Genomic DNA, 23,193 nt, shown 5'->3' with positions numbered 1-23,193 from the left:
AACAAGCTCAATGGGCCTCGCCAGCTTTCAAGCCCTGGGGCAATTTGCGCGTCAGCAGCACCGCCACCATGCTTACCGCCAAACCAATCCCGACGAAGTGGAAGGCGTCGTTGTAAGCCATGATCAGCGCCTGCTGGTGGGTGATCTCGCTCAGCTTGCCCAGCGCTGCATTGTCACTCCCCAGGCGCTCCGTCAGTTGCGCCAGGCGCTCGGCCACTTGGGGGTTGGTGGGCACCACGGCCTCACGCAGGTAATCGAAATACACCTTGGTCCGCGCGTCCAGCAGTGTTGCCAGCAAGGCAATGCCAATGGCGCCGCCGAGGTTGCGCAGGATATTGAACAGGCTCGACGCAGACCCTGCGTCCTGCGGCTGAATATAGGCGGTGGCGATCAGCGAGATGGTGACCATGATCATTGGCTGGCCAAGTGCGCGAATGATCTGCACATGGTTGAACTGCGGCCCGGCAAAGTCAGGGTTCAGTACCCCCGAGCCGAAACTGGCAGCGCCGAACAGGCAGAAGCCCAGCGCACACAGCACCTTGGGTGATACCACCTTCATCAGCTGCGGCACCAGCGGAATCAGGAACAACTGCGGAATACCCATCCACATGATCACTTCGCCAATCTGCAGGGCGTTGTAGCCCTGCACCTGGGTCAGGTACAGCGGCAGCAGGTAGATCGAGCCATACAACCCGACGCCCATGCCCAGGCTGGCGATGCTCGACAGGCCGAAGTTGCGGTTGCCGAGGATGCGCAGGTTGATCAGTGGGTGCGGCCTGGAAAACTGCAGGATGACGAAGGTGATGAGGCTGATCAAGGCGACGCTGCCCAGGGCTACGATCAAGTGCGATTCCAGCCAGTCCTTGCGGTGGCCTTCTTCGAGAAATACCTGCAGGCAGCCCAGGCTCAGGCCGAGTGTGAGGATGCCGCCATAGTCGGTGCTTTTCAGCAGGTCCCAGTGCGCCTCCTTTTTCTCCAGCCCGTACAGCAGGCCAGCGATCATCACCAGGCCCGGCGGAATGTTGATATAGAAGATGTATTCCCAACCCCAGTTCTCGGTCAGCCAGCCGCCCAGGGTGGGGCCGATCGAAGGCGCGAAGGTGGCGGTCATGGCGAACATGGCCATGCCCTTGGCGCGGTGGTGCTCCGGCAGTTTGGTCAAGGTCAGGGTGAATGCCAGCGGTATCAGCGCGCCGCCGGTAAAGCCTTGCAGGGCGCGGAACAGGATCATGCTTTCCAGGTTCCAGGCCATCGAGCACAGTAACGAAGACAGCAGGAACCCGGCCGAAACCCACACCGCCAGGCGCCGCGCCGACAGCAGTTGCACCAGCCAGGCCGTCAGCGGGATCATGATGATTTCCGCGACCAGGTACGAGGTGGAGATCCACGAACCTTCTTCCAGGGTGGCCGACAGCGCGCCCTGGATGTCCTTGAGCGAAGAGTTGGTGATCTGGATGTCCAGCACCGCCATGAAGGCGCCGAGCATCACGCTCATCACGGCGATCCAGTCGCGGCGGCTGGGCTCCCCTGTCGGGCGCAGCAGTTGTTCAGCGGCCATCGTGGCCTTCGTCTTCGTTGCGCAGATCCACGGTGGCAGTGACCGACATGCCCGGGCGAATACGCCCGTGCAGAGGGTTGTCGGCGCGGAAGGTGAGTTTTACCGGGATGCGCTGGACCACCTTGGTGAAGTTGCCGGTGGCGTTGTCCGGTGGCAGCAGGCTGAATTGCGCCCCCGAGGCTGCGAACAGGCTGTCGACCCGGCCTTCGATCGGCGTATCGGGGTAGCTGTCGAACAGTAGTTCGGCGCGCTGGCCTGGCTGCATATGCCCAATCTGGGTTTCCTTGAAGTTGGCCTGCACCCAGATGTCTTCGTCAGGCACGATCGACAGCAAGTAAGCCCCGGCCTGCACCACCTGGCCATTGCGGGCACTGCGCTGGCCGATGGTGCCGCTGATGGGCGCGCGGATCTCGCAGCGGGTGAGGTTCAACTCGGCCTGGGCCAGGTCGGCGCGGGCATTGGCGATCTGCGCATCAAGGCGCTTGAGGTCGGCATTCAGTGCGCTGACCTGCTGGCGCTGGCTTTGCAGGTCGGCACGGGCCTTGTCCACTTGCGACCCGGCAACGTGGCTGTCGGCCGACAGGGTGGTGACGCGTTCTTCCGACACAAACCCTGGCTTGCGCAGTTTCTCGGCGCGGCTCAGGTCCAGCCGCGAGCGGTCGAACGCGGCCTTGTTGGCGGCCACCTGGGCCTGGCCGGCGGCAATCAGGCTGCTTTGCTGGGTAAGGCGGCTTTGCGCCTGGGCGTACTCGGCTTCGCGGGTGGCCAGTGCCGCACGGGCGCGCTCAAGGGCCAGCTCGAAATCGGCCGCATCCAGGCGCACCAGCAGGTCGCCCTGGTTGACATGCTGGTTGTCTTCGACCGGCACGCTGTCGATGCGCGCGCCCAACTGGCTGGAGACACGGGTGATCTCGCCCTGTACGTAGGCGTTGTCGGTGCTTTCGTAGAAGCGCCCTTTGAAATACCAGTGGGCCAGGAAAGCCAGGGCAATGATGGCCACCAGGGTGAAAAATATCGCCAGGCGGCGTTTGAGTTGGGCAGGCATGGGGGATTGTCGTTGCAGAAATGTAAATAAATTTAACAGCGGCAGATGGCCAGTCGGCAAGTGACGTTCGCGCCATTGCTGGAGCCCGGTGCCCGCCACCTGCTAACATCCCGCCTTTGTTTCATCTTTCGTTCGAGACTCTCCATGACCACCGTACGCACGCGTATCGCGCCATCGCCTACCGGCGACCCTCATGTTGGCACTGCCTACATCGCCCTGTTCAACTACTGCTTCGCCAAGCAGCACGGCGGTGAGTTCATCCTGCGCATCGAAGACACCGACCAGTTGCGCTCCACGCGCGAGTCGGAACAGCAGATCTTCGATGCCCTGCGCTGGCTCGGCATCGAATGGAACGAAGGTCCGGACGTTGGCGGCCCGCACGGCCCTTACCGGCAGAGCGAGCGTGGCGAGATCTACGCCCAGTACGCCAAGCAACTGGTCGACGCCGGCCACGCTTTCTACTGCTTCTGCACCGCCGAAGAGCTGGAACAGATGCGTGCCGAACAGCAAGCCCGCGGCGAAACCCCGCGCTATGACGGCCGTGCCTTGCTGCTGAGCGACGAGGAAGTGCAGCGCCGCCTGGCCGCTGGCGAGCCGCACGTCATCCGCATGAAGGTGCCAAGCGAAGGCGTGTGCGTGGTGCCGGACATGCTGCGTGGCGATGTCGAAATCCCGTGGGATCGCATGGACATGCAGGTGCTGATGAAGAACGACGGCCTGCCCACGTACTTCCTGGCCAATGTGGTGGACGACCACCTGATGGGCATCACCCACGTGCTGCGCGGCGAAGAATGGCTGCCATCGGCACCCAAGCTGATCAAGCTGTACGAGTATTTCGGCTGGGAGCAGCCCAAGCTGTGCTACATGCCGCTGCTGCGTAACCCCGACAAGTCCAAGTTGTCCAAGCGCAAGAACCCGACGTCGGTCACCTTCTACGAGCGCATGGGCTTCATGCCGGAAGCCATGCTCAACTACCTGGGCCGCATGGGCTGGTCGATGCCAGACGAGCGCGAGAAGTTCTCGCTGGCCGAGATGGTCGAGCACTTCGACCTGTCGCGCATCTCGCTGGGCGGCCCGATCTTCGATATCGAGAAGCTGTCCTGGCTCAACGGCCAGTGGCTGCGCGAGCTGCCGGTCGAGGAGTTCGCGGCGCGCCTGCAGAAGTGGGCGTTCAACAGCGACTACATGATGAAGATCGCCCCGCATGTGCAGGGCCGGGTGGAAACCTTCAGCCAGGTCGCCCCGCTGGGCGGTTTCTTCTTCGAAGGCGCGTTGAAGCTGGACGCCAAGCTGTTCGAAAGCAAGAAGTTGTCGGCCGACCAGGTGCGCCAGGTCATCCAGCTGATCCTGTGGAAGCTCGAAAGCCTGCGCCAGTGGGAAAAAGAACGTATCACCGGCTGTATCCAGGCTGTGGTCGAGGCCCTGGAGCTCAAGCTGCGCGATGCCATGCCGCTGATGTTCGCGGCCATCACCGGCCAGGCCAGCTCGGTATCGGTGCTGGACGCCATGGAAATCCTTGGCCCGGACCTGACCCGCTACCGCCTGCGCCAGGCCCTGGACCTGCTGGGTGGTGTGTCGAAGAAGGAAAACAAAGAGTGGGAAAAGCTGCTGGCTTCCATCGCCTGATTCAATACTACACCTAACCTGTGGGAGCGGGCGCGCCCGCGAATGCGGTGTTTGATCTACGATCGCATTCGCGGGCACGCCCGCTCCCACAGGCCCAGCTGAAGCCCAAAAACCGGGGTAGGGCGGTAAGTGATTGTTATCTGTGAAAAAATTTTTGGTTATTTTTGAAAATTCGTTTGACAGCCCTGCAATCCGATCTTAATATGCGCCCCGTCCACAGCGATGAACGTAAACGAAGCGCCAGGCACCCAGTCAGCGGTTCGGTTCAAAGCGACATTGTGGGGCTATAGCTCAGCTGGGAGAGCGCCTGCATGGCATGCAGGAGGTCAGCGGTTCGATCCCGCTTAGCTCCACCAAATTCCGCTTAACAGCCCAGGCTGGTAAGCAAGACCGGGTCCAGCAACCGGGTCTTGAAGGTAAGAAGGTTCGTCCCCTTCGTCTAGTGGCCTAGGACACCGCCCTTTCACGGCGGTAACAGGGGTTCGAGTCCCCTAGGGGACGCCAGTTTTGCACAAGCGATGTTGTAGATGTCGCTGGGCCGCGAGGCTAAAAATCCGGGGCTATAGCTCAGCTGGGAGAGCGCCTGCATGGCATGCAGGAGGTCAGCGGTTCGATCCCGCTTAGCTCCACCAATTCTGCCAGGGTTCATGCAAATGAATCTTTGCGAAGGTTATGTCCCCTTCGTCTAGTGGCCTAGGACACCGCCCTTTCACGGCGGTAACAGGGGTTCGAGTCCCCTAGGGGACGCCACTTTTCCTGCGTTTTGCAGGGCTTAAAAAGGCTCGTCGATTATTGATGAGCCTTTTGTTTCGGGGCTATAGCTCAGCTGGGAGAGCGCCTGCATGGCATGCAGGAGGTCAGCGGTTCGATCCCGCTTAGCTCCACCATTTATGCCAGGGTTCATGCAAATGAATCTTTGCGAAGGTTATGTCCCCTTCGTCTAGTGGCCTAGGACACCGCCCTTTCACGGCGGTAACAGGGGTTCGAGTCCCCTAGGGGACGCCAATTTTTTTACCCGCGTTTTGCGGGACTTTGAAGGCTCATTCGATTATTGAATGAGCCTTTTGTTTTTTCCCTTCCCCCGTTTTCCCTGTCATACCTGCTCTGGAATAGGGCCATGGCTTTTGCCTGGCGAACGCATTCTGCAGGCTGCGCAGGGTGCTTTGGCCCTGGAGCATGGCGATGTCGCTGGACATTGACCCGCTCGGCGCTGCTAAATCGGCTTTTGCGCCAAGGAAGCGAACATGAGTTGGGACCTGCCAACACCCTTCGTCATCGACCTGCGCGTCGGCAGCGAGGACATCGATGGCCTCGGCCACGCCAACAATGTCGTCTACGTCACCTGGCTGGAGCGCTGTGCCTGGCGTCACTCCCAGCGCCTGGGCCTGGACCTTGCCGCGTATCGCCGGCTGGACCGTGCAATGGCTGTGGTGCGCCACGAAATCGATTACCTGGCGGCCGCCTACGAAGACGACGAATTGCAACTGGCCACCTGGATCATCGACTGGGATCAGCGCCTGCGCATGACCCGGCGTTTCCAACTCCAACGCCCGCGTGACGGTGTGACCCTGTTGCGAGCGCAGACCACCTTCGCCTGCATCGAGCTTTCCAGCGGCAAGCCCAGGCGCATGCCGGCAGAATTTCTCGACGGTTATGGGCCGGCGCTGATCGGTGCCTGAAACGCCGGGTTTTTTTGTTAGACTGCCGCCTTTTTCCGCCGAGACCCCGACATGCAAATTGCTCTGGCCCCCATGGAGGGGCTGGTCGACAACATCCTGCGCGACGTGCTGACCCGTGTGGGCGGTATAGATTGGTGCGTCACCGAGTTCATTCGGGTGTGCGACCGCCTGTTGCCGCCGGCGTCGTTCCACAAGCTGGCGCCCGAGCTGCGCCAGGGGGCGCTGACGGCTGCCGGGGTGCCCATGCGCGTGCAATTGCTGGGGTCGGACCCGCTATGCCTGGCGGAAAACGCCGCACTGGCCTGTGAACTGGGCGCGCCGGTCATCGACCTGAACTTTGGCTGCCCGGCCAAGACAGTGAACAAGTCCCGCGGTGGCGCCGTGCTGCTCAAGGAGCCGGAGTTGCTCCATGCCATCGTGCATGCCGTGCGCCGCGCGGTGCCTGCGCATATCCCGGTAACCGCGAAGATGCGCCTGGGCTTCGATAGCCCGGCCGGCGCGCTGGATTGTGCCATGGCGCTGGCTGATGGCGGCTCGGCGCACCTCGTGGTGCATGCGCGGACCAAGGTCGAGGGCTACAAGCCACCCGCCCATTGGGAGTGGGTGGCGCGGGTGCAGGACGTGGTCAAGGTGCCCGTGTTTGCCAATGGCGAGATTTGGACCGTGGACGACTGGCGGCGTTGCCGTGAGGTCAGTGGTGCTGAGGACATCATGCTTGGCCGTGGGCTGGTTTCGCGCCCTGACCTTGGCCTGCAGATAGCCGCGGCGCGGGATGGGCGTGATTACCAGCCGCTGGGCTGGCAGGACCTGCAGCCGCTGCTGCGCGAGTTCTGGCGCCAGGCCCAGGCCAAGCTGTCACCGCGTTATGCGCCCGGCCGACTGAAGCAGTGGCTGGCCATGCTGACCCGTAGCTACCCGGAGGCGGTGCTGCTGTTTGCCGAGTTGCGCCGCGAGGATGACTGTGCGCGCATCAGCCGGTTGCTGGGCTGTGATGCGGTGGCCGAGGCCTGTGTTGCCTGATCGGCCATCGGTCTGTTCACCTCTGCAGATTTTTCAATTTACCCCCTTGAAAGCCGTTGTCTCGGCCCTATCTATTGAGTACGCGATGCCGAATTCGGGTCGCGCAATGACTTACTTGCTGATACTCAGGAGTTTATGACCATGACTACCGCTTTCTCTCTTGCTCCACTGTTCCGTCATTCCGTTGGCTTCGACCGCTTCAATGACCTGTTCGAATCTGCGGCCCGTAATGAGGCTGGTAGCAGCTACCCGCCCTACAACGTGGAAAAGCATGGCGATGACCAATACCGTATCGTGGTTGCCGCAGCCGGTTTCCAGGAGCAGGACCTCGACCTGCAGGTCGAAAAGGGCGTCCTGACCGTCACCGGTGGCAAGCGTGACAATGGTGATGCTGAAGTGACCTACCTGCACCAGGGTATCGCGCAGCGCGCCTTCAAGCTGTCGTTCCGCTTGGCCGACCACATTGAAGTCAAGGCTGCCGGCCTGGCCAATGGTCTGCTCAGCATCGACCTGCTGCGCATCGTGCCTGAAGAAGCCAAGGCCAAGCGCATCCCGATCAACGGCGACAAGCCAGCGCTGAATTGATGGGGTCGTTGTAAACAAGGGCACCTTTGGGTTAATGCCTGCGTAACTGGGGCTGCTTTGCAGCCCTTCGCGGGCACCCCCGCTCCCACAGGTTTAGCGCTGAACTCAAGAAATGCGCTATCCCCTGTGGGAGCGGGCGTGCCCGCGAAGGGTCGCAAAGCGGCCACAAATTACTTAACTGACTGGCATTAACCTTCGGGTGCCCTTTTTTTGCCTGGCCCTGCGCAAACGGCGACACCGGCGTTCCAGTCAGTAATCCGCGGGTGCTTCCAGCAACATCTGCCGGAACTCCGCCAACGGCAACGGCCGGCTATGCAGGTAGCCCTGGTACAGGTAGCACCCCAGCTGCTCCAGAAACTCCAGCTGCTCTGTGAGCTCGACCCCTTCGGCAATCACCGCCAGGTCCAGGCTGCGGGCCATGGCGACGATGGCACGGACGATCTCGGCATCGTTCGGGTCGACAGTCGCATCGCGCACGAAGCTCTGGTCGATCTTCAGCGCATCGACCGGCAAGCGCTTCAGGTACGTCAGTGATGAGTAGCCCGTGCCGAAGTCATCCATGGCGAAACTCACCCCGTAGCGCTTGAGCTCGCGCATCTTGCTGATGGTGTCTTCCAGGTTCTGGATGACGATGCCTTCGGTGATTTCCAGCTTCAGCATCTTGCGTGGCAGGCGGTAGTCGTCGAGGCTGCGCAGTACCCGCCCCACGAAGTCGGCCTGGCGGAACTGCCGCGGGCTGATGTTCACGCACAGGCTGAAGTCGTCGGCGTCGATCAGGCCGTCCGTCAGCATGCGCGCGCAGGCGTCGCAGGCCTCGTCCAGGATCCAGCTCCCCACTTCCAGAATCAGCCCGCTTTCCTCCAGTACCTGGATGAACTGCGCGGGTGGCTGCTGGCCAAGTTGCGGGTGGTGCCAGCGCAGCAGCACCTCGGCACCGACGATGCGGTTGTCACGGGCATCCACCTGCGGTTGGAAGTGCAACGCCAGTTCGCCGCGGGCCAGGGCCAGGCGCAGGTCGTTCTCCATGCGCAGGCGTTCGCTGGCGGCCTTTTGCATGGTGGTGTGGAACAGCTGGGTGGTGTTGCGCCCGGAATCCTTGGCCCGGTACAGGGCGATGTCCGCGCGTTTGAGCAGGTCGGCCGGCGTGGCGCCATGGTCGGGGATCAGCGCCACGCCGATGCTTGGCGTGACCTGCAGGCGCTGGCCATCCAGCGACATGGGCTCGGCCAGCAGCTCGCGCAGTGTGTCGGCCAGTTCGCGCACTTGTGCTTCCACCACTTCCCGGCTGCCCTCCAGGCCACTGAGCAGCACCACGAACTCGTCGCCGCCCAGGCGCGCCACGGTGTCTTCCAGGCGCACGCTGGCTTCCAGGCGCGCGGTAATGATCTTCAGCACCGCGTCGCCCACCGGGTGGCCCAGCGAGTCGTTGATGTGCTTGAAGTGGTCAAGGTCGAGGAACAGCAGCGCCCCGCGCAGGTTATGGCGCTTGAGCAGGGCGATCTGCTGGCTGAGGCGGTCCATCAGCAGCGCGCGGTTGGGCAGGTTGGTCAGCGGGTCGTGGTAGGCCAGGTGCCGGATCTGCGCCTGGGCGTTCTTCAGCTGGCTGACGTCGCGGGCGGTCAGCAACAGGCAGTCCACTTCATTGAGGGTGATCCGCTCGACCGACACCTCCACGGTCAGGATATCGCCGCGCTTGTTGCGCCCAAGCATCTCGCGGTGATGAACCCGGCCGCGCTCGCGTAGCTCGGCGAGCAAGGCGCCGCGTTGCTTGTCATCGGCCCAGATGCCGATTTCGTAGACTGTCTTGCCCACCACCTGCGCAGCGCTGTAGCCGGTCAGGCGACAGAAGCCATCGTTGACTTCCAGGTAGCGGCCACTGTTGTATTCGGTGATGGTGATGGCGTCAGGGCTGGAGTGGAAGGCCTTGGCGAACTTTTCCTCGCTGGATTTCAGGGCCGCTTCGGCGCGTTGCTGTTGGGTGATGTCGCGCAGGGTGGTCACGCTGCAGGGCTGGTCGTCGACAGTAATCAGGCGGCTGGAGATCACGCACGTCAGGGGCGCCCCACTGCGATGGTTGACGACCACGGCGACATTGCTCAGCGCCTGTTCGCGGATCACCCGTTCGATCCGTTGCGCACGCTCGATGGATTCGGCCCACAAGCCGATCTCCTCGGCAGTGCGGCCAAGCACTTGCTCGCTGCTCCAGCCGAAGTTCTGGGTGAAGGCCGGGTTGATCTCGATGAACTGGCCAGTGTCCTGGCGGGTAACGCAGATGGGGTCAGGGCTGACCTGGAACAGGCTGGCGAACTTCTCCTCGGAGGCGCTCAGGCGCTGCTCGCGTTCGACCTGGTCGGTAATGTCGAGCAGCGTGCCGGCCATGCGCAGCGGGTTGCCCTGGTCGTCCCGGTAAAGCCGGGCGCGGCTCTCGATGTAGCGCGAAACGCCGTTTTCCAGCTGCACCCGGTAGGTGATCTGGTAGTTGCCGGCAGGGCCTTCGCGCAGGCTTCGGTAGGCCTGGCGCATCGAGTTGCGCTCTTGTTCCGGTACACCCTCGAAGAAGGCGTCGAACGACTCGTGGAAAGGAGTCGGCGGCAGGCCGTGCAACTGCGCGGCGCGGGCCGAGCCATAGAGCATGCCGCTGGGGATATGCCAGTCCCAGGTGCCCAGCTGCGCCGAGTCCAGGGCCAGGTCCAGGCGCTCCTGGCTGTCTTTCAGGGCCTGCTCGGCGCGCTTGCGCTCGCTGGTATCGACGAAGGTGCTGATCAGGAAGGTCACGCCTTCCAGTTCGATACCCTGGGTACAGAGAATGCCGTCGTGCACCTTGCCGCTGATGGCCCGGAACTGGACCTCCATGATCTGCGGGTCGCCGTTGGCACGGGTCGATTCGATTACCTGCTGACGCTGCTCGGGGTTGACCCACAAGCCCAGCTCCAGGCTGGTCTTGCCGATGACCTGGCTGCCAGGCCAGCCGAACATGTCTTCGAAATGCTGGTTGACCTCGAAGATCATGCCGTCGTGGCGGCGGGAGAGCAAAATGGCGTTGGGGCTGAGGTGGAACAGCGTGGCGAAGCGCTTCTCCGAGTTGATCAATGCCGCTTCCCGTTCGCGCTGGCGGGTGATTTCACGTACCACCCCGATCATCTGTGGCCGGCCATGCTGGTCGTGGGTCAGGCTGCCGTTGATCTCCAGCCAGTGCAGGCTGCCGTCCGGCCAGCGGATGCGGTGGCGCATGGCGCGTTCCACCGGCTCGCCGTTGAAAATCGCCTGGAACACCTGGCGGGTACGGGCGCGGTCCTCTTCGGGCAGCAGGTCGAGGTAATCGGCATCGGCGGGCAGCGGGCGCTGGGGGTCGAAGCCGAACAGCGCCTGGGTGCCGCGTGACCAGCTGACCCGGCCGCTTTCGATATCCCATAGCCAGGCACCCAGGCGAGCGCCGTTGAGCGCGGCCAGCAATTGTGGGGCGTTCTGCCAGGCCTGCTCGGATTCCTGCGGGTCGGCCGCAGGTATTCGCGGCAGGCGCAAAAAGCGGTTCACTGATTTGGGCATCGGTACCAGACCTTTGGCGTAAGACGCGTCCTTGGAGTTGGAAATGCCGGGCTGACGGCCGGTCAGGCGGACCCCGCGTGGCTGTCGAGCAACGCCATGAACGCCCTGGCCGCGTTCGACAGCGTACGCTCCGTGTGCAAAATGTAGCCTAGCTGGCGCGACAGCTGTATGCCGGGCAAGGCGATGGGTGCAACCTGTTCATCGAGCATGGTGCGCGGCAGCACGCTCCAGGCCAGGCCGATCGATACCATCATCTTGATGGTTTCCAAGTAGTTGGTGCTCATGGCGATGTTCGGCGTCAGGCCCTGGCTTTCGAACAGGCGCTGGACGATATGGTGGGTAAACGTGTTGCCACCGGGGAACACCGCCGGGTGGCGGGCGACATCGGCCAGGCTCACTGCCTGGTTGTTGGCCAGCGGGTGCTCAGGCGCCGCGACGAAATCCAGGGCGTCGTTCCATACCGGTACCGCCTTGACCAGGTGGTGCGGTTCGGGCGCCAGGGTGATCACGGCAATTTCGGCGCGGCCATGAAGAATTTCGTCGTAGGCCTGTTCTGAATCCATGAACTGAATATCCAGTGCTACTGCTGGGTATTCGCGGGTGAACGCCCGTAAAAGCGGGGGCAGACGGTGCAGACCGATATGGTGGCTAGTGGCCAGGGTCAGCCGACCACTCACTGCCCCGTTCAGGTTGGTCAGCGCCCGTCGGGTATCATCGAGGACGTTGAGGATCTGGTAAGCGCGGGGCAGCAGTGCCCGCCCGGCCTCGGTCAACGTCACTTCACGCCCCAAACGGTCGAACAGGCGTACGTCCAGCTGCTGCTCCAGGCCCGCGATGCGCTTGCTGATGGCGGGCTGGGTCAGGAACAGGCGTTCCGCTGCCCCGGAAAAGCTGCCGCTTTCCGCAATAGCGATAAAGGCACTAAGGTTGGCCAGGTCCATGGTTTGGTATTCCTTTTGGCTATCCAAAGCATAAAAATTATGAATTTGAGTTATTCAATCTAACCCCATAGCATCGTCCATACAAGCCAAGGGGTTTTTGGCACAGAAAGACGCTGATGAGGAACAGTCTGATGGCTGGCAAAACGCTCTACGACAAACTCTGGGAAGCCCATGAGGTCAAGCGCCGTGATGACGGCTCGTCCTTGATCTACATCGATCGCCACATCATCCACGAAGTGACATCGCCCCAGGCCTTCGAAGGCCTGCGCCTGGCCAACCGCAAACCGTGGCGCATCGACGCCAACATCGCGACGCCGGACCACAACGTGCCAACCACGCCAGAGCGCAAGGGCGGTATCGAGGCCATCGTCGACCAGGTGTCGCGCCTGCAGGTGCAGACTCTCGACGAGAACTGCGACGAATACGGCATCGTCGAATTCAAGATGAACGACGAGCGCCAGGGCATCGTCCACGTCATCAGCCCGGAGCAAGGCGCCACCTTGCCGGGCATGACCGTGGTCTGCGGCGACTCGCACACCTCGACCCATGGCGCGTTCGGGGCTCTTGCCCACGGTATCGGCACCTCCGAGGTCGAGCACGTGCTTGCCACCCAGTGCCTGGTCGCCAAGAAAATGAAGAACATGCTGGTCCGGGTGGAAGGCGAGCTGCCGGCCGGCGTCACCGCCAAGGACATCGTCCTGGCCGTGATCGGCAAGATCGGCACCGCCGGTGGCAACGGCCACGCCATGGAATTCGCCGGCAGCGCCATTCGTGCGCTGTCGATGGAAGGCCGCATGACCATCTGCAACATGTCCATCGAAGCCGGTGCCCGCGTGGGCCTGGTGGCCACCGACGCCACTACCGTTGCCTACGTCGAAGGGCGCCCCTACGCGCCGAAGGGCGAGCAGTGGAAGCAGGCGGTCGAGGCGTGGAAAGACCTGGTGTCGGATGACGACGCGGTGTTCGACACCGTGGTCGAGCTGGATGCCAGCCAGATCAAGCCGCAAGTCAGCTGGGGCACTTCGCCCGAGATGGTCCTGGCCGTCGACCAGCGCGTACCGGACCCGGCCGCCGAAGCCGACCTGGTCAAGCGTGGCTCGATCGAACGTGCCTTGAAGTACATGGGGTTGACGGCCAACCAGGCCATCACCGACATCAAGTTGGACCGCGTATTCATCGGCTCGTGCACCAACTCGCGCATCGAAGACCTGCGTGCCGCGGCGGAAATCGCCAAGGGCCGCAAGGTGGCCGCCAGCGTCAAGCAAGCCATCGTCGTGCCGGGTTCGGGCCTGGTCAAAGCGCAGGCCGAACGTGAAGGCCTGGACAAGATCTTCCTCGAAGCCGGTTTCGAATGGCGTGAACCAGGCTGCTCGATGTGCCTGGCGATGAACCCGGACCGCCTGGAGAGCGGCGAGCATTGCGCCTCCACCTCCAACCGCAACTTCGAAGGCCGTCAGGGCGCCGGTGGGCGTACCCACCTGGTCAGCCCGGCCATGGCCGCCGCTGCCGCGGTAGCCGGTCATTTCATCGATGTTCGCGAGTTGATCCAAGGGAGCGCAGCATGAAAGCCTTTACCCAGCACACTGGCCTCGTCGCACCGTTGGACCGTGCCAACGTAGACACCGACCAGATCATCCCCAAGCAGTTCCTCAAGTCGATCAAGCGCACCGGCTTTGGTCCGAACCTGTTCGACGAGTGGCGTTACCTGGACGTGGGCCAGCCTTACCAGGACAACAGCAAGCGCCCGGTCAACCAGGAGTTTGTGCTCAACTACCCACGCTACCAAGGTGCCAGTGTGTTGCTGGCGCGGGAAAACTTCGGTTGCGGCTCCAGCCGCGAGCACGCCCCTTGGGCGCTGGACGAGTATGGCTTGCGCAGCATCATTGCGCCGAGCTTCGCTGACATCTTCTTCAACAACAGCTTCAAGAATGGCTTGCTGCCCATCATTCTCAGCGATGAGGAAGTGGACGAGTTGTTCAAGCAGGTGGAAGCCAACCCGGGCTACCAGCTGACCATCGACTTGCAGGCCCAGGCAGTGACCCGCCCAGACGGCAAGGTGCTGCACTTCGAGATCGACGTCTTCCGCAAGCACTGCCTGCTCAACGGCCTGGACGATATCGGCCTGACCCTGCAGGACAGCGATGCGATCAAAGCCTTCGAGGGCAAGCACCGTGCTGCGCAGCCTTGGCTGTTCCGGGATGCCTGAATGATGTAGCCGGGTTTGCTGGCCTCATCGCCGGCAAGCCAGCGCCCACCGGGTTCCCACAACTTTCAGGCTGTGGTGCTCCTGTGGGCGCTGGCTTGCCGGCGATAGCGCCCGTAGAGCCAACCCAGACCCATAAAGGATTAAGACATGACCAGCAGCCAACACACCGACGTGGTCCAACGCCAGTTCGGCGAACAAGCCAGTGCCTACCTCAGCAGCGCTGTGCACGCCCAGGGCAGTGAATTTGCCTTGCTCCAGGCCGAACTGGCCGGGCAGGGCGCCGCCCGTGTGCTGGACCTGGGCTGCGGTGCCGGGCATGTCAGCTTCCACGTCGCGCCGCTGGTCGCCGAAGTGGTCGCCTACGACCTGTCGCAGGCCATGCTCGATGTGGTCGCCAGCGCCGCTGCCGAGCGCGGCCTGGGCAATATCATCACCGAACGCGGCGCGGCCGAACGCCTGCCGTTCGCCGATGCATCGTTCGACTTCGTTTTCAGCCGCTACTCGGCCCACCACTGGAGCGACCTGGGCCTGGCCTTGCGCGAAGTGCGCCGGGTGCTCAAGCCAGGCGGCGTGGCGGCGTTCATCGACGTGATGTCACCGGGCAGCCCGCTGCTCGACACCTACCTGCAAACGGTAGAAGTGCTGCGCGACACCAGCCACGTGCGCGATTATTCCGCCGCCGAATGGCAGCGCCAGGTCAGCGAAGCCGGTTTGCACGTGCGTAGCCACACCCGCCAGCCGCTGCGCCTGGAGTTTTCCAGCTGGGTCGAGCGCATGCGTACCCCCGAGCCGATGCGCGTGGCTATCCGCCAATTGCAGCAAGCCATGGGCGAAGAAGTACGGCAGTATTATCAGATCGACAGCGATGGCTCGTTCAGCAGCGATGTACTGGTGCTGTGGGCAGAGCGATAAGTTTTTTTCGGTGGGGCCCGCTTGGCCGCGCCGTGTGAATGGATAGAGGAAAGCATGAGCAAGCAGATTCTGATTCTCCCAGGTGACGGTATCGGGCCGGAAATCATGGCCGAAGCGGTCAAGGTGCTGGAGCTGGCCGACGACAAGTTCCAGCTCGGTTTCAGCCTGGCGCATGATGTGATTGGTGGCGCTGCCATCGACAAGCATGGCGTGCCCCTGGCCGACGAAACCCTGGAGCGTGCGCGCAAGGCCGACGCGGTCTTGCTGGGCGCGGTGGGCGGGCCGAAGTGGGACAAGATCGAGCGTGATATCCGCCCGGAGCGCGGCCTGCTGAAAATCCGTTCGCAACTGGGCCTGTTCGCCAACCTGCGCCCGGCCATCCTCTACCCGCAACTGGCCGATGCGTCTTCGCTCAAGCCCGAGATCGTTTCCGGCCTGGACATTCTCATCGTTCGTGAGCTGACCGGCGGCATCTACTTCGGCGCCCCACGCGGCCAGCGTGAGCTGGAAGGTGGCGAACGCCAGGCCTACGACACCCTGCCGTACAGCGAAAGCGAAGTGCGCCGCATCGCGCGTGTCGGTTTCGACATGGCCCGCGTGCGTGGCAAGAAGCTGTGCTCGGTGGACAAGGCCAACGTGCTCGCTTCCAGCCAGCTGTGGCGCGAAGTGGTCGAAGACGTGGCCAAGGACTACCCGGATGTGGAACTGAGCCACATGTACGTCGACAACGCCGCCATGCAACTGGTGCGCGCCCCCAAGCAGTTCGACGTGATGGTGACCGACAACATGTTTGGTGACATTCTGTCGGATGAAGCTTCCATGCTGACCGGGTCCATCGGCATGCTGCCTTCGGCCTCCCTGGATGCCGACAACAAGGGCATGTACGAGCCTTGCCACGGCTCGGCCCCCGACATCGCCGGCCTGGGTATCGCCAACCCACTGGCGACCATTCTGTCGGTGTCGATGATGTTGCGTTACAGCTTCAATCAGTCGGCCGCCGCCGAGGCGATCGAGAAGGCCGTGAGCCTGGTTCTGGACCAGGGGCTGCGCACGGGCGACATCTTCTCGGAAGGCTGCACCAAAGTTGGTACGCAGGAAATGGGCGACGCAGTAGTCGCAGCCCTGCGGAATCTGTAATCTCTCTGGCCCGCCACCCCAAATTCCTGGTGGCGGCCCACTTTTAGCAAAGGTGTAGTTGCGATGAAACGTGTAGGTCTGATCGGTTGGCGCGGTATGGTCGGTTCCGTGCTCATGCAGCGGATGCTGGAGGAGCAGGACTTCGACCTTATCGAGCCGGTGTTCTTCACCACCTCCAATGTGGGTGGCCAAGGCCCGAACGTGGGCAAGGATACAGCGCCGCTCAAGGACGCTTATTCGATTGAAGAACTCAAGACCCTCGACGTTATCCTGACCTGCCAGGGCGGCGACTACACCAACGAGGTCTTCCCCAAGCTGCGTGAAGCCGGGTGGCAGGGTTACTGGATCGACGCCGCCTCGTCCCTGCGCATGCAGGACGACGCGGTCATCATCCTCGACCCGGTCAACCGCAAGGTCATCGACCAGCAGCTGGACGCCGGTACCAAGAACTACATCGGGGGCAACTGCACTGTAAGCCTGATGCTGATGGGCCTGGGTGGCCTGTTCGAAGCTGGCCTGGTCGAGTGGATGAGTGCCATGACCTACCAGGCAGCCTCGGGCGCCGGCGCGCAGAACATGCGTGAGCTGATCAAGCAGATGGGTGCTACCCACGCGGCCGTCGCCGACGACCTGGCCAACCCGGCCAGCGCCATTCTCGACATCGACCGCAAGGTCGCCGAGGCCATGCGCAGCGAAGCGTACCCGACCGAGAACTTCGGCGTACCGCTGGCTGGCAGCCTGATCCCGTGGATCGACAAGGAACTGCCGAACGGCCAAAGCCGTGAAGAGTGGAAGGCCCAGGCCGAGACCAACAAGATCCTCGGCCGCTTCAAGAGCCCGATTCCGGTCGACGGTATCTGCGTGCGCATCGGCGCCATGCGTTGCCACAGCCAGGCGTTGACCATCAAGCTGAACAAGGACGTGCCGATTGCCGATATCGAAGGCATGATCAGCCAGCACAACCCTTGGGTGAAACTGGTGCCTAACCAGCGTGAAATCAGCATGCAGGAGTTGTCGCCGACCAAGGTCACCGGCACCCTGAACATTCCGGTTGGCCGCCTGCGCAAGCTGAACATGGGCTCGCAGTACCTGGGCGCGTTCACCGTGGGTGACCAACTGCTGTGGGGCGCTGCCGAGCCACTGCGCCGCATGCTGCGGATTCTGCTGGAGCGTTGATCGTTCTGGTTCGTCTGAAAACCCGTGCTGGCAACAGCACGGGTTTTTTGTTTGGCGCCAGCTGCTGCAGCCTCGGCGAACCACCGCTGGCCCCGTCAAGCAGTCTGCTACCGTAGCTGGCCCAACCAAGCTAAAGCCGTCACAGACAAAACCCTGCAATCCGAGTAAAGTGCCGCCCCCGCCGTTTTCTGCAAGAGGATCCCTACCATGACACACCCATTGGACATCGCCGTCGTCGGCGCCACCGGCAGCGTCGGTGAAGCCTTGGTACAGATCCTCGAAGAACTGGATTTTCCCGTGGCGACCCTGCACTTGCTCGCCAGCATGGAGTCTGCCGGCAGCAGCGTGATGTTCGCCGGGAAGAAACTGAAGGTTCGCGAAGTCGACAGCTTCGACTTCGGCCAGGTGAAGCTGGCGTTCTTCGCCACTGGCGCTGCGGTCAGCCGCAGCTTTGCCGGCAAGGCGCTGCAAGCCGGTTGCACGGTGATCGACCTGTCCGGTGACCTGGACGAGGCCCTGGCGCTGGTGCCCGAGGCCAACGCCGAGCGCATCGCCGGCCTGGCGCTGCCCGCGCGAATTGTCAGCCCGTGCTCGGCCGCTGTCGCCTTGGCCGTCGCCCTGGCGCCGCTCAAGGGCCTGCTGGAGATCGAGCGTATCCAGGTGATGGCTGCACTGGCCGTTTCGGCACAAGGCCGCGAGGGCGTCAGCGAACTGGCCAGGCAGACGGCCGAACTGCTCAATGCTCGGCCGCTGGAGCCACGCTTCTTCGACCGGCAGGTGGCGTTCAACCTGTTGGCCCAGGTCGGTGCCGCCGACGATCAGGGCCATACCGCGCTGGAGCGCCGCCTGGTCTCTGAGGTGCGTGTGCTGCTCGGCCTGCCTGAGCTGAAGATTTCCGTGAGCTGCATTCAAGTCCCGGTGTTTTTCGGCGATAGCTTCAGTGTGGCCGTGCAAAGCCGTCACCCGGTCGATCTGGCCGCGGTCAACCAGGCTCTGGAGGCCGCCGACAGCATCGAACGGGTGGAAAATGATGACTATCCAACCCCGGTTGGTGACGCAGTCGGGCAAGACGTGGTCTATGTTGGTCGTGTACGGCGCGGTATTGATGAACAGCAGCAGCTCAACCTCTGGCTGACTACCGACAACGTGCGCAAAGGTGCCGCGCTCAACGCTGTGCAAGTGGCGCAATTGTTGATTAAACACAGGCTGTAAAAGATACTGGCGAGCACTTTTGTCCTGCTCCGCATGCAGGTTTCGGGACGATTCATACAAGGGAAGAGGTCATGCTTCGAATTCGCAAACTGGTTCTGGCCATGGCTGCAGCTTCAGCGCTGTCGTCTGGCATGGCGAATGCGCTGGGCCTGGGGGAGCTGACCCTGAAGTCGGCACAGAATCAGCCGCTGGACGCCGAGATCGAATTGCTCGACGTGCGCGACCTCAAGGCCGCCGAAGTGGCACCCAGCCTGGCGCCTGCGCAAGAGTTCAGCAAGGCCGGGGTGCCATTCGCGGCCTACCTCGAAGACCTCACCTTCACGCCGGTCATCAACCCCAATGGCAAAAGCGTGCTGCGGGTGACCTCCAGCCAGCCGCTGCCTGGGCCCGTGGTCAAGTTCCTGGTCCAGGTGATGTGGCCGCAGGGCCGCCTGCTGCGTGACTACAGCGTGTTGCTCGACCAGGCCCAGGCCCAGGGCGACAAACCGGCTGCTGGCAATCTCAACCCGGCCAGTACCGCTGCCAGCAGCTACACCACCCAGCGTCGCGACACGTTGTGGCAGATTGCCGCGCGCAACACCCAGGGCGGTTCGATCCAGCAGACCATGATCGCCATCCAGGCCCTGAACCCGGATGCCTTCATCGGCAATAACATCAACCAGCTGAAGGTTGGCCAGGTGCTGCGCCTGCCGGACCAGCAGCAGGTTCAGAGCATCCCCCAGGCTGAGGCCAACCGGGAAGTGGCCGAGCAGTACACGGCCTGGCGTGAAGGCCGTCGGCTAGGCCCGCGTGCCCGACAGCTGGATGCCACTCGCCGCGGCGCCGCCGACGCCGCGCCTGCACGTGTTGCCCAGGGCGACAACCTGCGCTTGGTCAGCCCGGGCAACCAGGCGGGGGCCGACCAGGCCAAAGCGCTAAGCGACAAGCTGGCGGTGGCGCAGGAAAGTCTCGATACCAGCCGCCGCGACAACGACGAACTCAAGAGCCGCATGAGTGACCTGCAGAGCCAGCTGGACAAGCTGCAGCGTCTGATCGACCTGAAAAACGACCAGTTGGCGCGTCTTCAGGCGCAGGGCGCCGCCACGCCGCCCTCGGCAGGCGTCGCCCCGGCGCCCGCGCCGCAAGCCGCGTCAGCGCCTGCGGCAGGTGCCGAGAGCGGCGAGCCAGCCCCCACCCAGGCTGCACCTGCCAGCAAGCCGGCGGCAGAGCCTGCCCCGGCCGCGGCCAGCCAGGCGAACGGCGCGCTCGAGCAGATTCTCGGTAACCCTTGGCTGCTGTGGTTGATCGCCGGGTCTGCCATTCTGGTCTTGGCCCTGTTGTTGTGGCTGCTGGCGCGCAAGCGCAAGGCTCAACAAGAAGCGGAAAAGCACCTGCGCATGGCGCGGGCGCTGGAAGAAGAGCAGGGCACCGGTTTCGACACCGACACCGAAAGCTTCGACGGCGTCGAAGTGGCCGAGCCGAGCGTAACCTTGTCGCCTGCAGTGGTCGCCGCATCGGCTGCCGCTGCCGTGGCTGCGGAAAAAGTGGCCGAACCGGCTGCCGCAGAGCCACCGGCAGACCCTCACGCCGCGCTGCTGGCGGAGGTCGACCAGTGCCTGGCCGAGGGGCGCCTGAACCGTGCCGCCGATCTGCTCGAGCCTGCCGTGGCCGCTGCCCCGGCCCGTGATGACCTGCGCCTGAAACTGATGGACGTATACGCCCGCCAGGGTGATCAGACGGCCTTCGCCGAGCAGGAGCGCCAGTTGCCAGGGAGCGAGCACAACCGCGCCGCTGTGGCCGAGTTGAAAGAACGCTACCCAGCCATGCTGGGCCTGGCAGCTGCCGGCCTGGGTGCGGCAGCTTTGGCGGCCGAGATGGACGAGCAGTACGTGCAGGAGTTGTTGCACGACGATGCCGCGGCGCCGGTGGTGGCCGAAGGGGTGCCTGAGCAGGTGCCAGAGCTCGAACCGCAGGCAGTGGCTGAGCCGGAGGTTGGCGTTGAACCTGATGCCGGGCTGGACCCTCTCGATGAAGTGCCTATCCTGGACGTCGCCGGCCTGGAGGATCAGGGGCTGGGCGAGCCGGACCTGGACCACACCTTTGACCTGAGCCTGGGGGAAGACCTGCCCGAGGACGATCAGCTGGCCGCGCCGATGCTCGACGAGCCCGCGGCGCAGGAGCCAGTGCCTGATGAGCTGGTGATTGCCGAGCCGGTGCTGGACGAGCCCGTGCAGCCAGGTGTGCCGCCTGAAGAGCAGTCGTTCGCCCTGGATGAGGACCTGCAAGCCGACGCCGATGCGGATTTCGAAGCCATGCTGGCCCAGGCCGAGCCGCAACCCGCGGTCGACCTGTCGGATTTCGACCTCGATGTCACCGAACCCGTCGCCCCCGCTGCTGCGCCAGCAGCCGACGCCGCCGCGGGCGATGTGGCTGCCGAGCTGGCGGCGTTCGACAGCGTGCCAGAGTTCGATCCGGTCTCCGAGTTCGATCTGCCCTCGGACTTCGACTTGTCACTGTCGCTGGAAGACGACTCTCCCGCAGCCAAAAGCTTTGCCTCGGAACTCGATGACGTGAACGCCGAGCTGGACAAGCTGTCGCAGAGCCTGGAGGCGCCCTCGCTGGAACCGCACTTCACCAGCGAAGATGCAGCCGCGCAGCCAGAGCCCGAGCCGCTGGACGATCTCGACTTCGATTTCTTCTCCGGCAGTGACGAAGTGGCCACCAAACTGGACCTGGCCCGCGCCTATATCGACATGGGCGACAGCCAGGGCGCACGCGATATCCTCGACGAAGTGGTGAAGGACGGCGACGACACTCAGCGCCAGGAAGCCAAGGACATGCTGTCCCGGTTGGTCTGACGCCGGCGAGGCGGCCCTCGGTTACAGTGAACAAGCAACGGCAGCCCTACGCGGCTGCCGTTGTCGTTATAATCCCCGCCATTTCGTACACCCCACAGGTTGCATGCTCTTGGACATCATCGACACCGCCGCCACCGAATCCGCGGCCGAAGGCTACTCCCGCATCGCCCTGGGCGTGGAATACAAGGGCGCACGCTACCGCGGCTGGCAGCGCCAGGCCAGCGGCGTGCCCAGTGTCCAGCAAGCCTTGGAGCAAGCGCTGTCCAAGGTCGCCAACGAGCCGATCGCCGTGGTTTGCGCCGGCCGCACCGATGCCGGTGTTCACGGTTGTGGGCAGGTTGTGCATTTCGACACCCGTGCCGTGCGCGACGAACGTGCCTGGACCATGGGCACCAACTTCAACCTGCCGCACGACATCAGTGTGGTCTGGTCGCAGCCGATGCCGGCTGATTTCCATGCTCGCTTCAAGGCATGCGCCCGGCGCTACCGCTATGTCATCTACAACGACCCGATCCGCCCGGCGCACTTGGCCGAGGAGGTGACCTGGAACCACCGCCCGCTCGACGTCGAGCGTATGGCCCAGGCGGCACAGTCGCTGCTCGGTACCCACGATTTCAGCGCCTTCCGCGCCAGCCAGTGCCAGGCCAAGTCGCCGATCAAGCATATCTACCACCTGCGGGTTACCCGCCATGGCCAGATGATCGTGCTGGACGTGCGCGCCACCGCCTTCCTGCACCACATGGTGCGCAACATTGCCGGCGTGTTGATGGCCATCGGTAGCGGCGAACGCCCGGTAAGTTGGGCGCGTGAGGTGCTGGAAGGGCGTGACCGCCGCGAAGGCGGGGTAACCGCCCATCCCTATGGCCTGTACCTGGTGCAGGTGGAGTACCCCGACACATTCACCCTGCCAAGGCGTTACATTGGCCCACACTTTTTAAGCGGGTACGAAGGGTTGGCGGACTGACGGGCGAAAAGCCATTTGCTAAGATCCGGCCTTTGACCGTTATCATCAGGGTTCGCGTTTCATGAGCTATGTTCGCAGCAAGATCTGCGGGATTACCCGCATCGAAGACGCGTTGGCTGCTGTCGAGGCCGGGGCCGATGCCATCGGTTTCGTCTTTTATGCCAAAAGCCCACGTGCAGTGGACGCGCGCCAGGCGCGGGCAATCATTGCTGAACTGCCGCCGTTCGTGACCACGGTAGGGCTGTTCGTCAATGCCTCGCGGTGCGAATTGAACGAGATCCTCGAAGTGGTTCCGCTGGACCTGCTACAGTTCCACGGCGATGAAACCCCGGAAGACTGCGAGGGCTACCACCGCCCCTGGATCAAAGCCCTGCGGGTGCGCCCGGGCGATGACCTCGAGGCAGCCTGCCAGCGCTATGCCGGCGCTCGCGGCATTCTGCTCGATACCTATGTGGCGGGTGTGCCTGGGGGAACCGGCGAGGCGTTCGACTGGTCCCTGGTCCCGGCGCGGCTGAGCAAGCCGATCATTCTTGCCGGTGGGCTTTCGGCGGCCAATGTCGGCCAGGCCATTGCCCAGGTACGGCCCTACGCAGTGGATGTCAGCGGTGGCGTCGAGCAGGCCAAAGGCATCAAGGACGCCGCGAAGATCGAAGCCTTCATGCAGGCGGTAAGGCAGGCATGATGGCAGATGTGACGGCTGGCTGCGCGCCATCGTCCATAGCATTCGCAGCCCTGCCGGGCAGCCGCCT

At 63.3% G+C, this 23,193-nt stretch carries 18 protein-coding genes and 6 tRNA genes; 19 read left to right on the top strand and 5 right to left on the bottom strand.

Translation table 11 applies throughout. The features are described 5' to 3' along the window. Window positions 1-7: 7 nt before the first annotated feature. Complete coding sequence (locus GEV39_RS17290) at window positions 8-1,558, bottom strand: MDR family MFS transporter (protein WP_502707956.1); 1,551 nt, start codon at window positions 1,556-1,558, stop codon at window positions 8-10. Beyond that, a complete protein-coding gene (locus GEV39_RS17285) occupies window positions 1,548-2,603 on the bottom strand; it encodes an HlyD family secretion protein (protein WP_173890685.1) in 1,056 nt (351 codons plus the stop codon). Before GEV39_RS17285 ends, GEV39_RS17290 begins: the two co-directional genes overlap by 11 nt. Before the next feature lie 144 nt (window positions 2,604-2,747). Between GEV39_RS17285 and gltX the strand changes: the two genes are divergently transcribed. From gltX to GEV39_RS17250, 7 genes are all read left to right on the top strand, one after another. Beyond that, complete coding sequence (gene gltX / locus GEV39_RS17280; RefSeq protein WP_029887104.1) at window positions 2,748-4,229, top strand: glutamate--tRNA ligase; 1,482 nt, start codon at window positions 2,748-2,750, stop codon at window positions 4,227-4,229. A gap of 280 nt (window positions 4,230-4,509) precedes the next feature. Beyond that, window positions 4,510-4,585: transfer RNA gene (locus tag GEV39_RS17275), tRNA-Ala, on the top strand. A gap of 72 nt (window positions 4,586-4,657) precedes the next feature. Next, window positions 4,658-4,733, top strand: a tRNA-Glu gene (locus GEV39_RS17270). A gap of 52 nt (window positions 4,734-4,785) precedes the next feature. Beyond that, window positions 4,786-4,861, top strand: a tRNA-Ala gene (locus tag GEV39_RS17265). 42 nt (window positions 4,862-4,903) lie between these two features. Then, window positions 4,904-4,979, top strand: a tRNA-Glu gene (locus GEV39_RS17260). Window positions 4,980-5,040: 61 nt separating this feature from the next. Then, window positions 5,041-5,116, top strand: a tRNA-Ala gene (locus tag GEV39_RS17255). 42 nt (window positions 5,117-5,158) lie between these two features. Continuing rightward, window positions 5,159-5,234: transfer RNA gene (locus GEV39_RS17250), tRNA-Glu, on the top strand. Window positions 5,235-5,269: 35 nt separating this feature from the next. Here GEV39_RS17250 and GEV39_RS17245 read toward each other — a convergent pair. Next, window positions 5,270-5,425: a hypothetical protein gene (locus GEV39_RS17245; protein ID WP_173890683.1), complete on the bottom strand. Its 156-nt coding sequence runs from the start codon at window positions 5,423-5,425 to the stop codon at window positions 5,270-5,272. Between the two features lie 48 nt (window positions 5,426-5,473). On the opposite strand from GEV39_RS17245, the gene GEV39_RS17240 reads away from it, so the two are divergent. The 3 genes from GEV39_RS17240 to GEV39_RS17230 all read left to right on the top strand — a co-directional run bounded on the left by GEV39_RS17240 (window position 5,474) and on the right by GEV39_RS17230 (window position 7,513). Continuing rightward, on the top strand, window positions 5,474-5,908 hold the full coding sequence (locus tag GEV39_RS17240) for an acyl-CoA thioesterase (RefSeq protein WP_173890681.1): 435 nt from the start codon (window positions 5,474-5,476) through the stop codon (window positions 5,906-5,908). 51 nt (window positions 5,909-5,959) lie between these two features. Continuing rightward, entirely contained in the window at window positions 5,960-6,928 is a 969-nt protein-coding gene (locus tag GEV39_RS17235; RefSeq protein WP_173890679.1) for a tRNA dihydrouridine synthase, read from the top strand. A gap of 141 nt (window positions 6,929-7,069) precedes the next feature. Then, window positions 7,070-7,513 (top strand): Hsp20 family protein, encoded by a 444-nt coding sequence (locus GEV39_RS17230; RefSeq protein WP_029887105.1) that lies wholly within the window; start codon window positions 7,070-7,072, stop codon window positions 7,511-7,513. Window positions 7,514-7,762: 249 nt separating this feature from the next. Here the strand turns inward: GEV39_RS17230 and GEV39_RS17225 are convergent, their stop codons facing one another. After that, the gene (locus GEV39_RS17225; protein WP_173890677.1) at window positions 7,763-11,059 is read right to left on the bottom strand and encodes a PAS domain S-box protein; all 3,297 of its coding nucleotides are present in this window, start codon (window positions 11,057-11,059) and stop codon (window positions 7,763-7,765) included. 62 nt (window positions 11,060-11,121) lie between these two features. Then, window positions 11,122-12,000 (bottom strand): LysR family transcriptional regulator, encoded by an 879-nt coding sequence (locus GEV39_RS17220; RefSeq protein WP_173890675.1) that lies wholly within the window; start codon window positions 11,998-12,000, stop codon window positions 11,122-11,124. A 131-nt stretch (window positions 12,001-12,131) separates the two neighbouring features. Between GEV39_RS17220 and leuC the strand changes: the two genes are divergently transcribed. The 9 genes from leuC (at window position 12,132) to GEV39_RS17175 (ending at window position 23,126) form a co-directional block, all read left to right on the top strand. Then, window positions 12,132-13,565 (top strand): 3-isopropylmalate dehydratase large subunit, encoded by a 1,434-nt coding sequence (gene leuC, locus GEV39_RS17215; RefSeq protein ID WP_009681665.1) that lies wholly within the window; start codon window positions 12,132-12,134, stop codon window positions 13,563-13,565. Beyond that, entirely contained in the window at window positions 13,562-14,206 is a 645-nt protein-coding gene (gene leuD, locus GEV39_RS17210) for a 3-isopropylmalate dehydratase small subunit (RefSeq protein WP_173890673.1), read from the top strand. The genes leuC and leuD overlap by 4 nt, the downstream gene beginning before the upstream one ends. A gap of 147 nt (window positions 14,207-14,353) precedes the next feature. After that, on the top strand, window positions 14,354-15,118 hold the full coding sequence (locus GEV39_RS17205; RefSeq protein ID WP_009681663.1) for a class I SAM-dependent methyltransferase: 765 nt from the start codon (window positions 14,354-14,356) through the stop codon (window positions 15,116-15,118). A 54-nt stretch (window positions 15,119-15,172) separates the two neighbouring features. Then, on the top strand, window positions 15,173-16,255 hold the full coding sequence (gene leuB, locus GEV39_RS17200) for a 3-isopropylmalate dehydrogenase (RefSeq protein WP_173890671.1): 1,083 nt from the start codon (window positions 15,173-15,175) through the stop codon (window positions 16,253-16,255). Between the two features lie 63 nt (window positions 16,256-16,318). Continuing rightward, window positions 16,319-17,431 (top strand): aspartate-semialdehyde dehydrogenase, encoded by a 1,113-nt coding sequence (gene asd / locus GEV39_RS17195; RefSeq protein WP_173890670.1) that lies wholly within the window; start codon window positions 16,319-16,321, stop codon window positions 17,429-17,431. 207 nt (window positions 17,432-17,638) lie between these two features. After that, window positions 17,639-18,643: an aspartate-semialdehyde dehydrogenase gene (locus GEV39_RS17190; protein ID WP_173890668.1), complete on the top strand. Its 1,005-nt coding sequence runs from the start codon at window positions 17,639-17,641 to the stop codon at window positions 18,641-18,643. A gap of 71 nt (window positions 18,644-18,714) precedes the next feature. Then, window positions 18,715-21,480 carry a motility hub landmark protein FimV gene (locus tag GEV39_RS17185; RefSeq protein ID WP_173890666.1) on the top strand — a complete coding sequence of 922 codons (2,766 nt, stop codon included), beginning with the start codon at window positions 18,715-18,717 and terminating at the stop codon, window positions 21,478-21,480. Between the two features lie 103 nt (window positions 21,481-21,583). Beyond that, window positions 21,584-22,444: a tRNA pseudouridine(38-40) synthase TruA gene (gene truA / locus GEV39_RS17180; RefSeq protein WP_009686022.1), complete on the top strand. Its 861-nt coding sequence runs from the start codon at window positions 21,584-21,586 to the stop codon at window positions 22,442-22,444. A 61-nt stretch (window positions 22,445-22,505) separates the two neighbouring features. Continuing rightward, window positions 22,506-23,126 carry a phosphoribosylanthranilate isomerase gene (locus GEV39_RS17175; protein ID WP_173890664.1) on the top strand — a complete coding sequence of 207 codons (621 nt, stop codon included), beginning with the start codon at window positions 22,506-22,508 and terminating at the stop codon, window positions 23,124-23,126. The last annotated feature ends 67 nt before the right edge of the window (window positions 23,127-23,193 follow it).

Source organism: Pseudomonas sp. NY5710, from assembly GCF_013305665.1.
In the GTDB taxonomy this organism is placed as follows: domain Bacteria; phylum Pseudomonadota; class Gammaproteobacteria; order Pseudomonadales; family Pseudomonadaceae; genus Aquipseudomonas; species Aquipseudomonas juntendi.
This window is presented reverse-complemented; position numbering and strand designations above follow the sequence as displayed.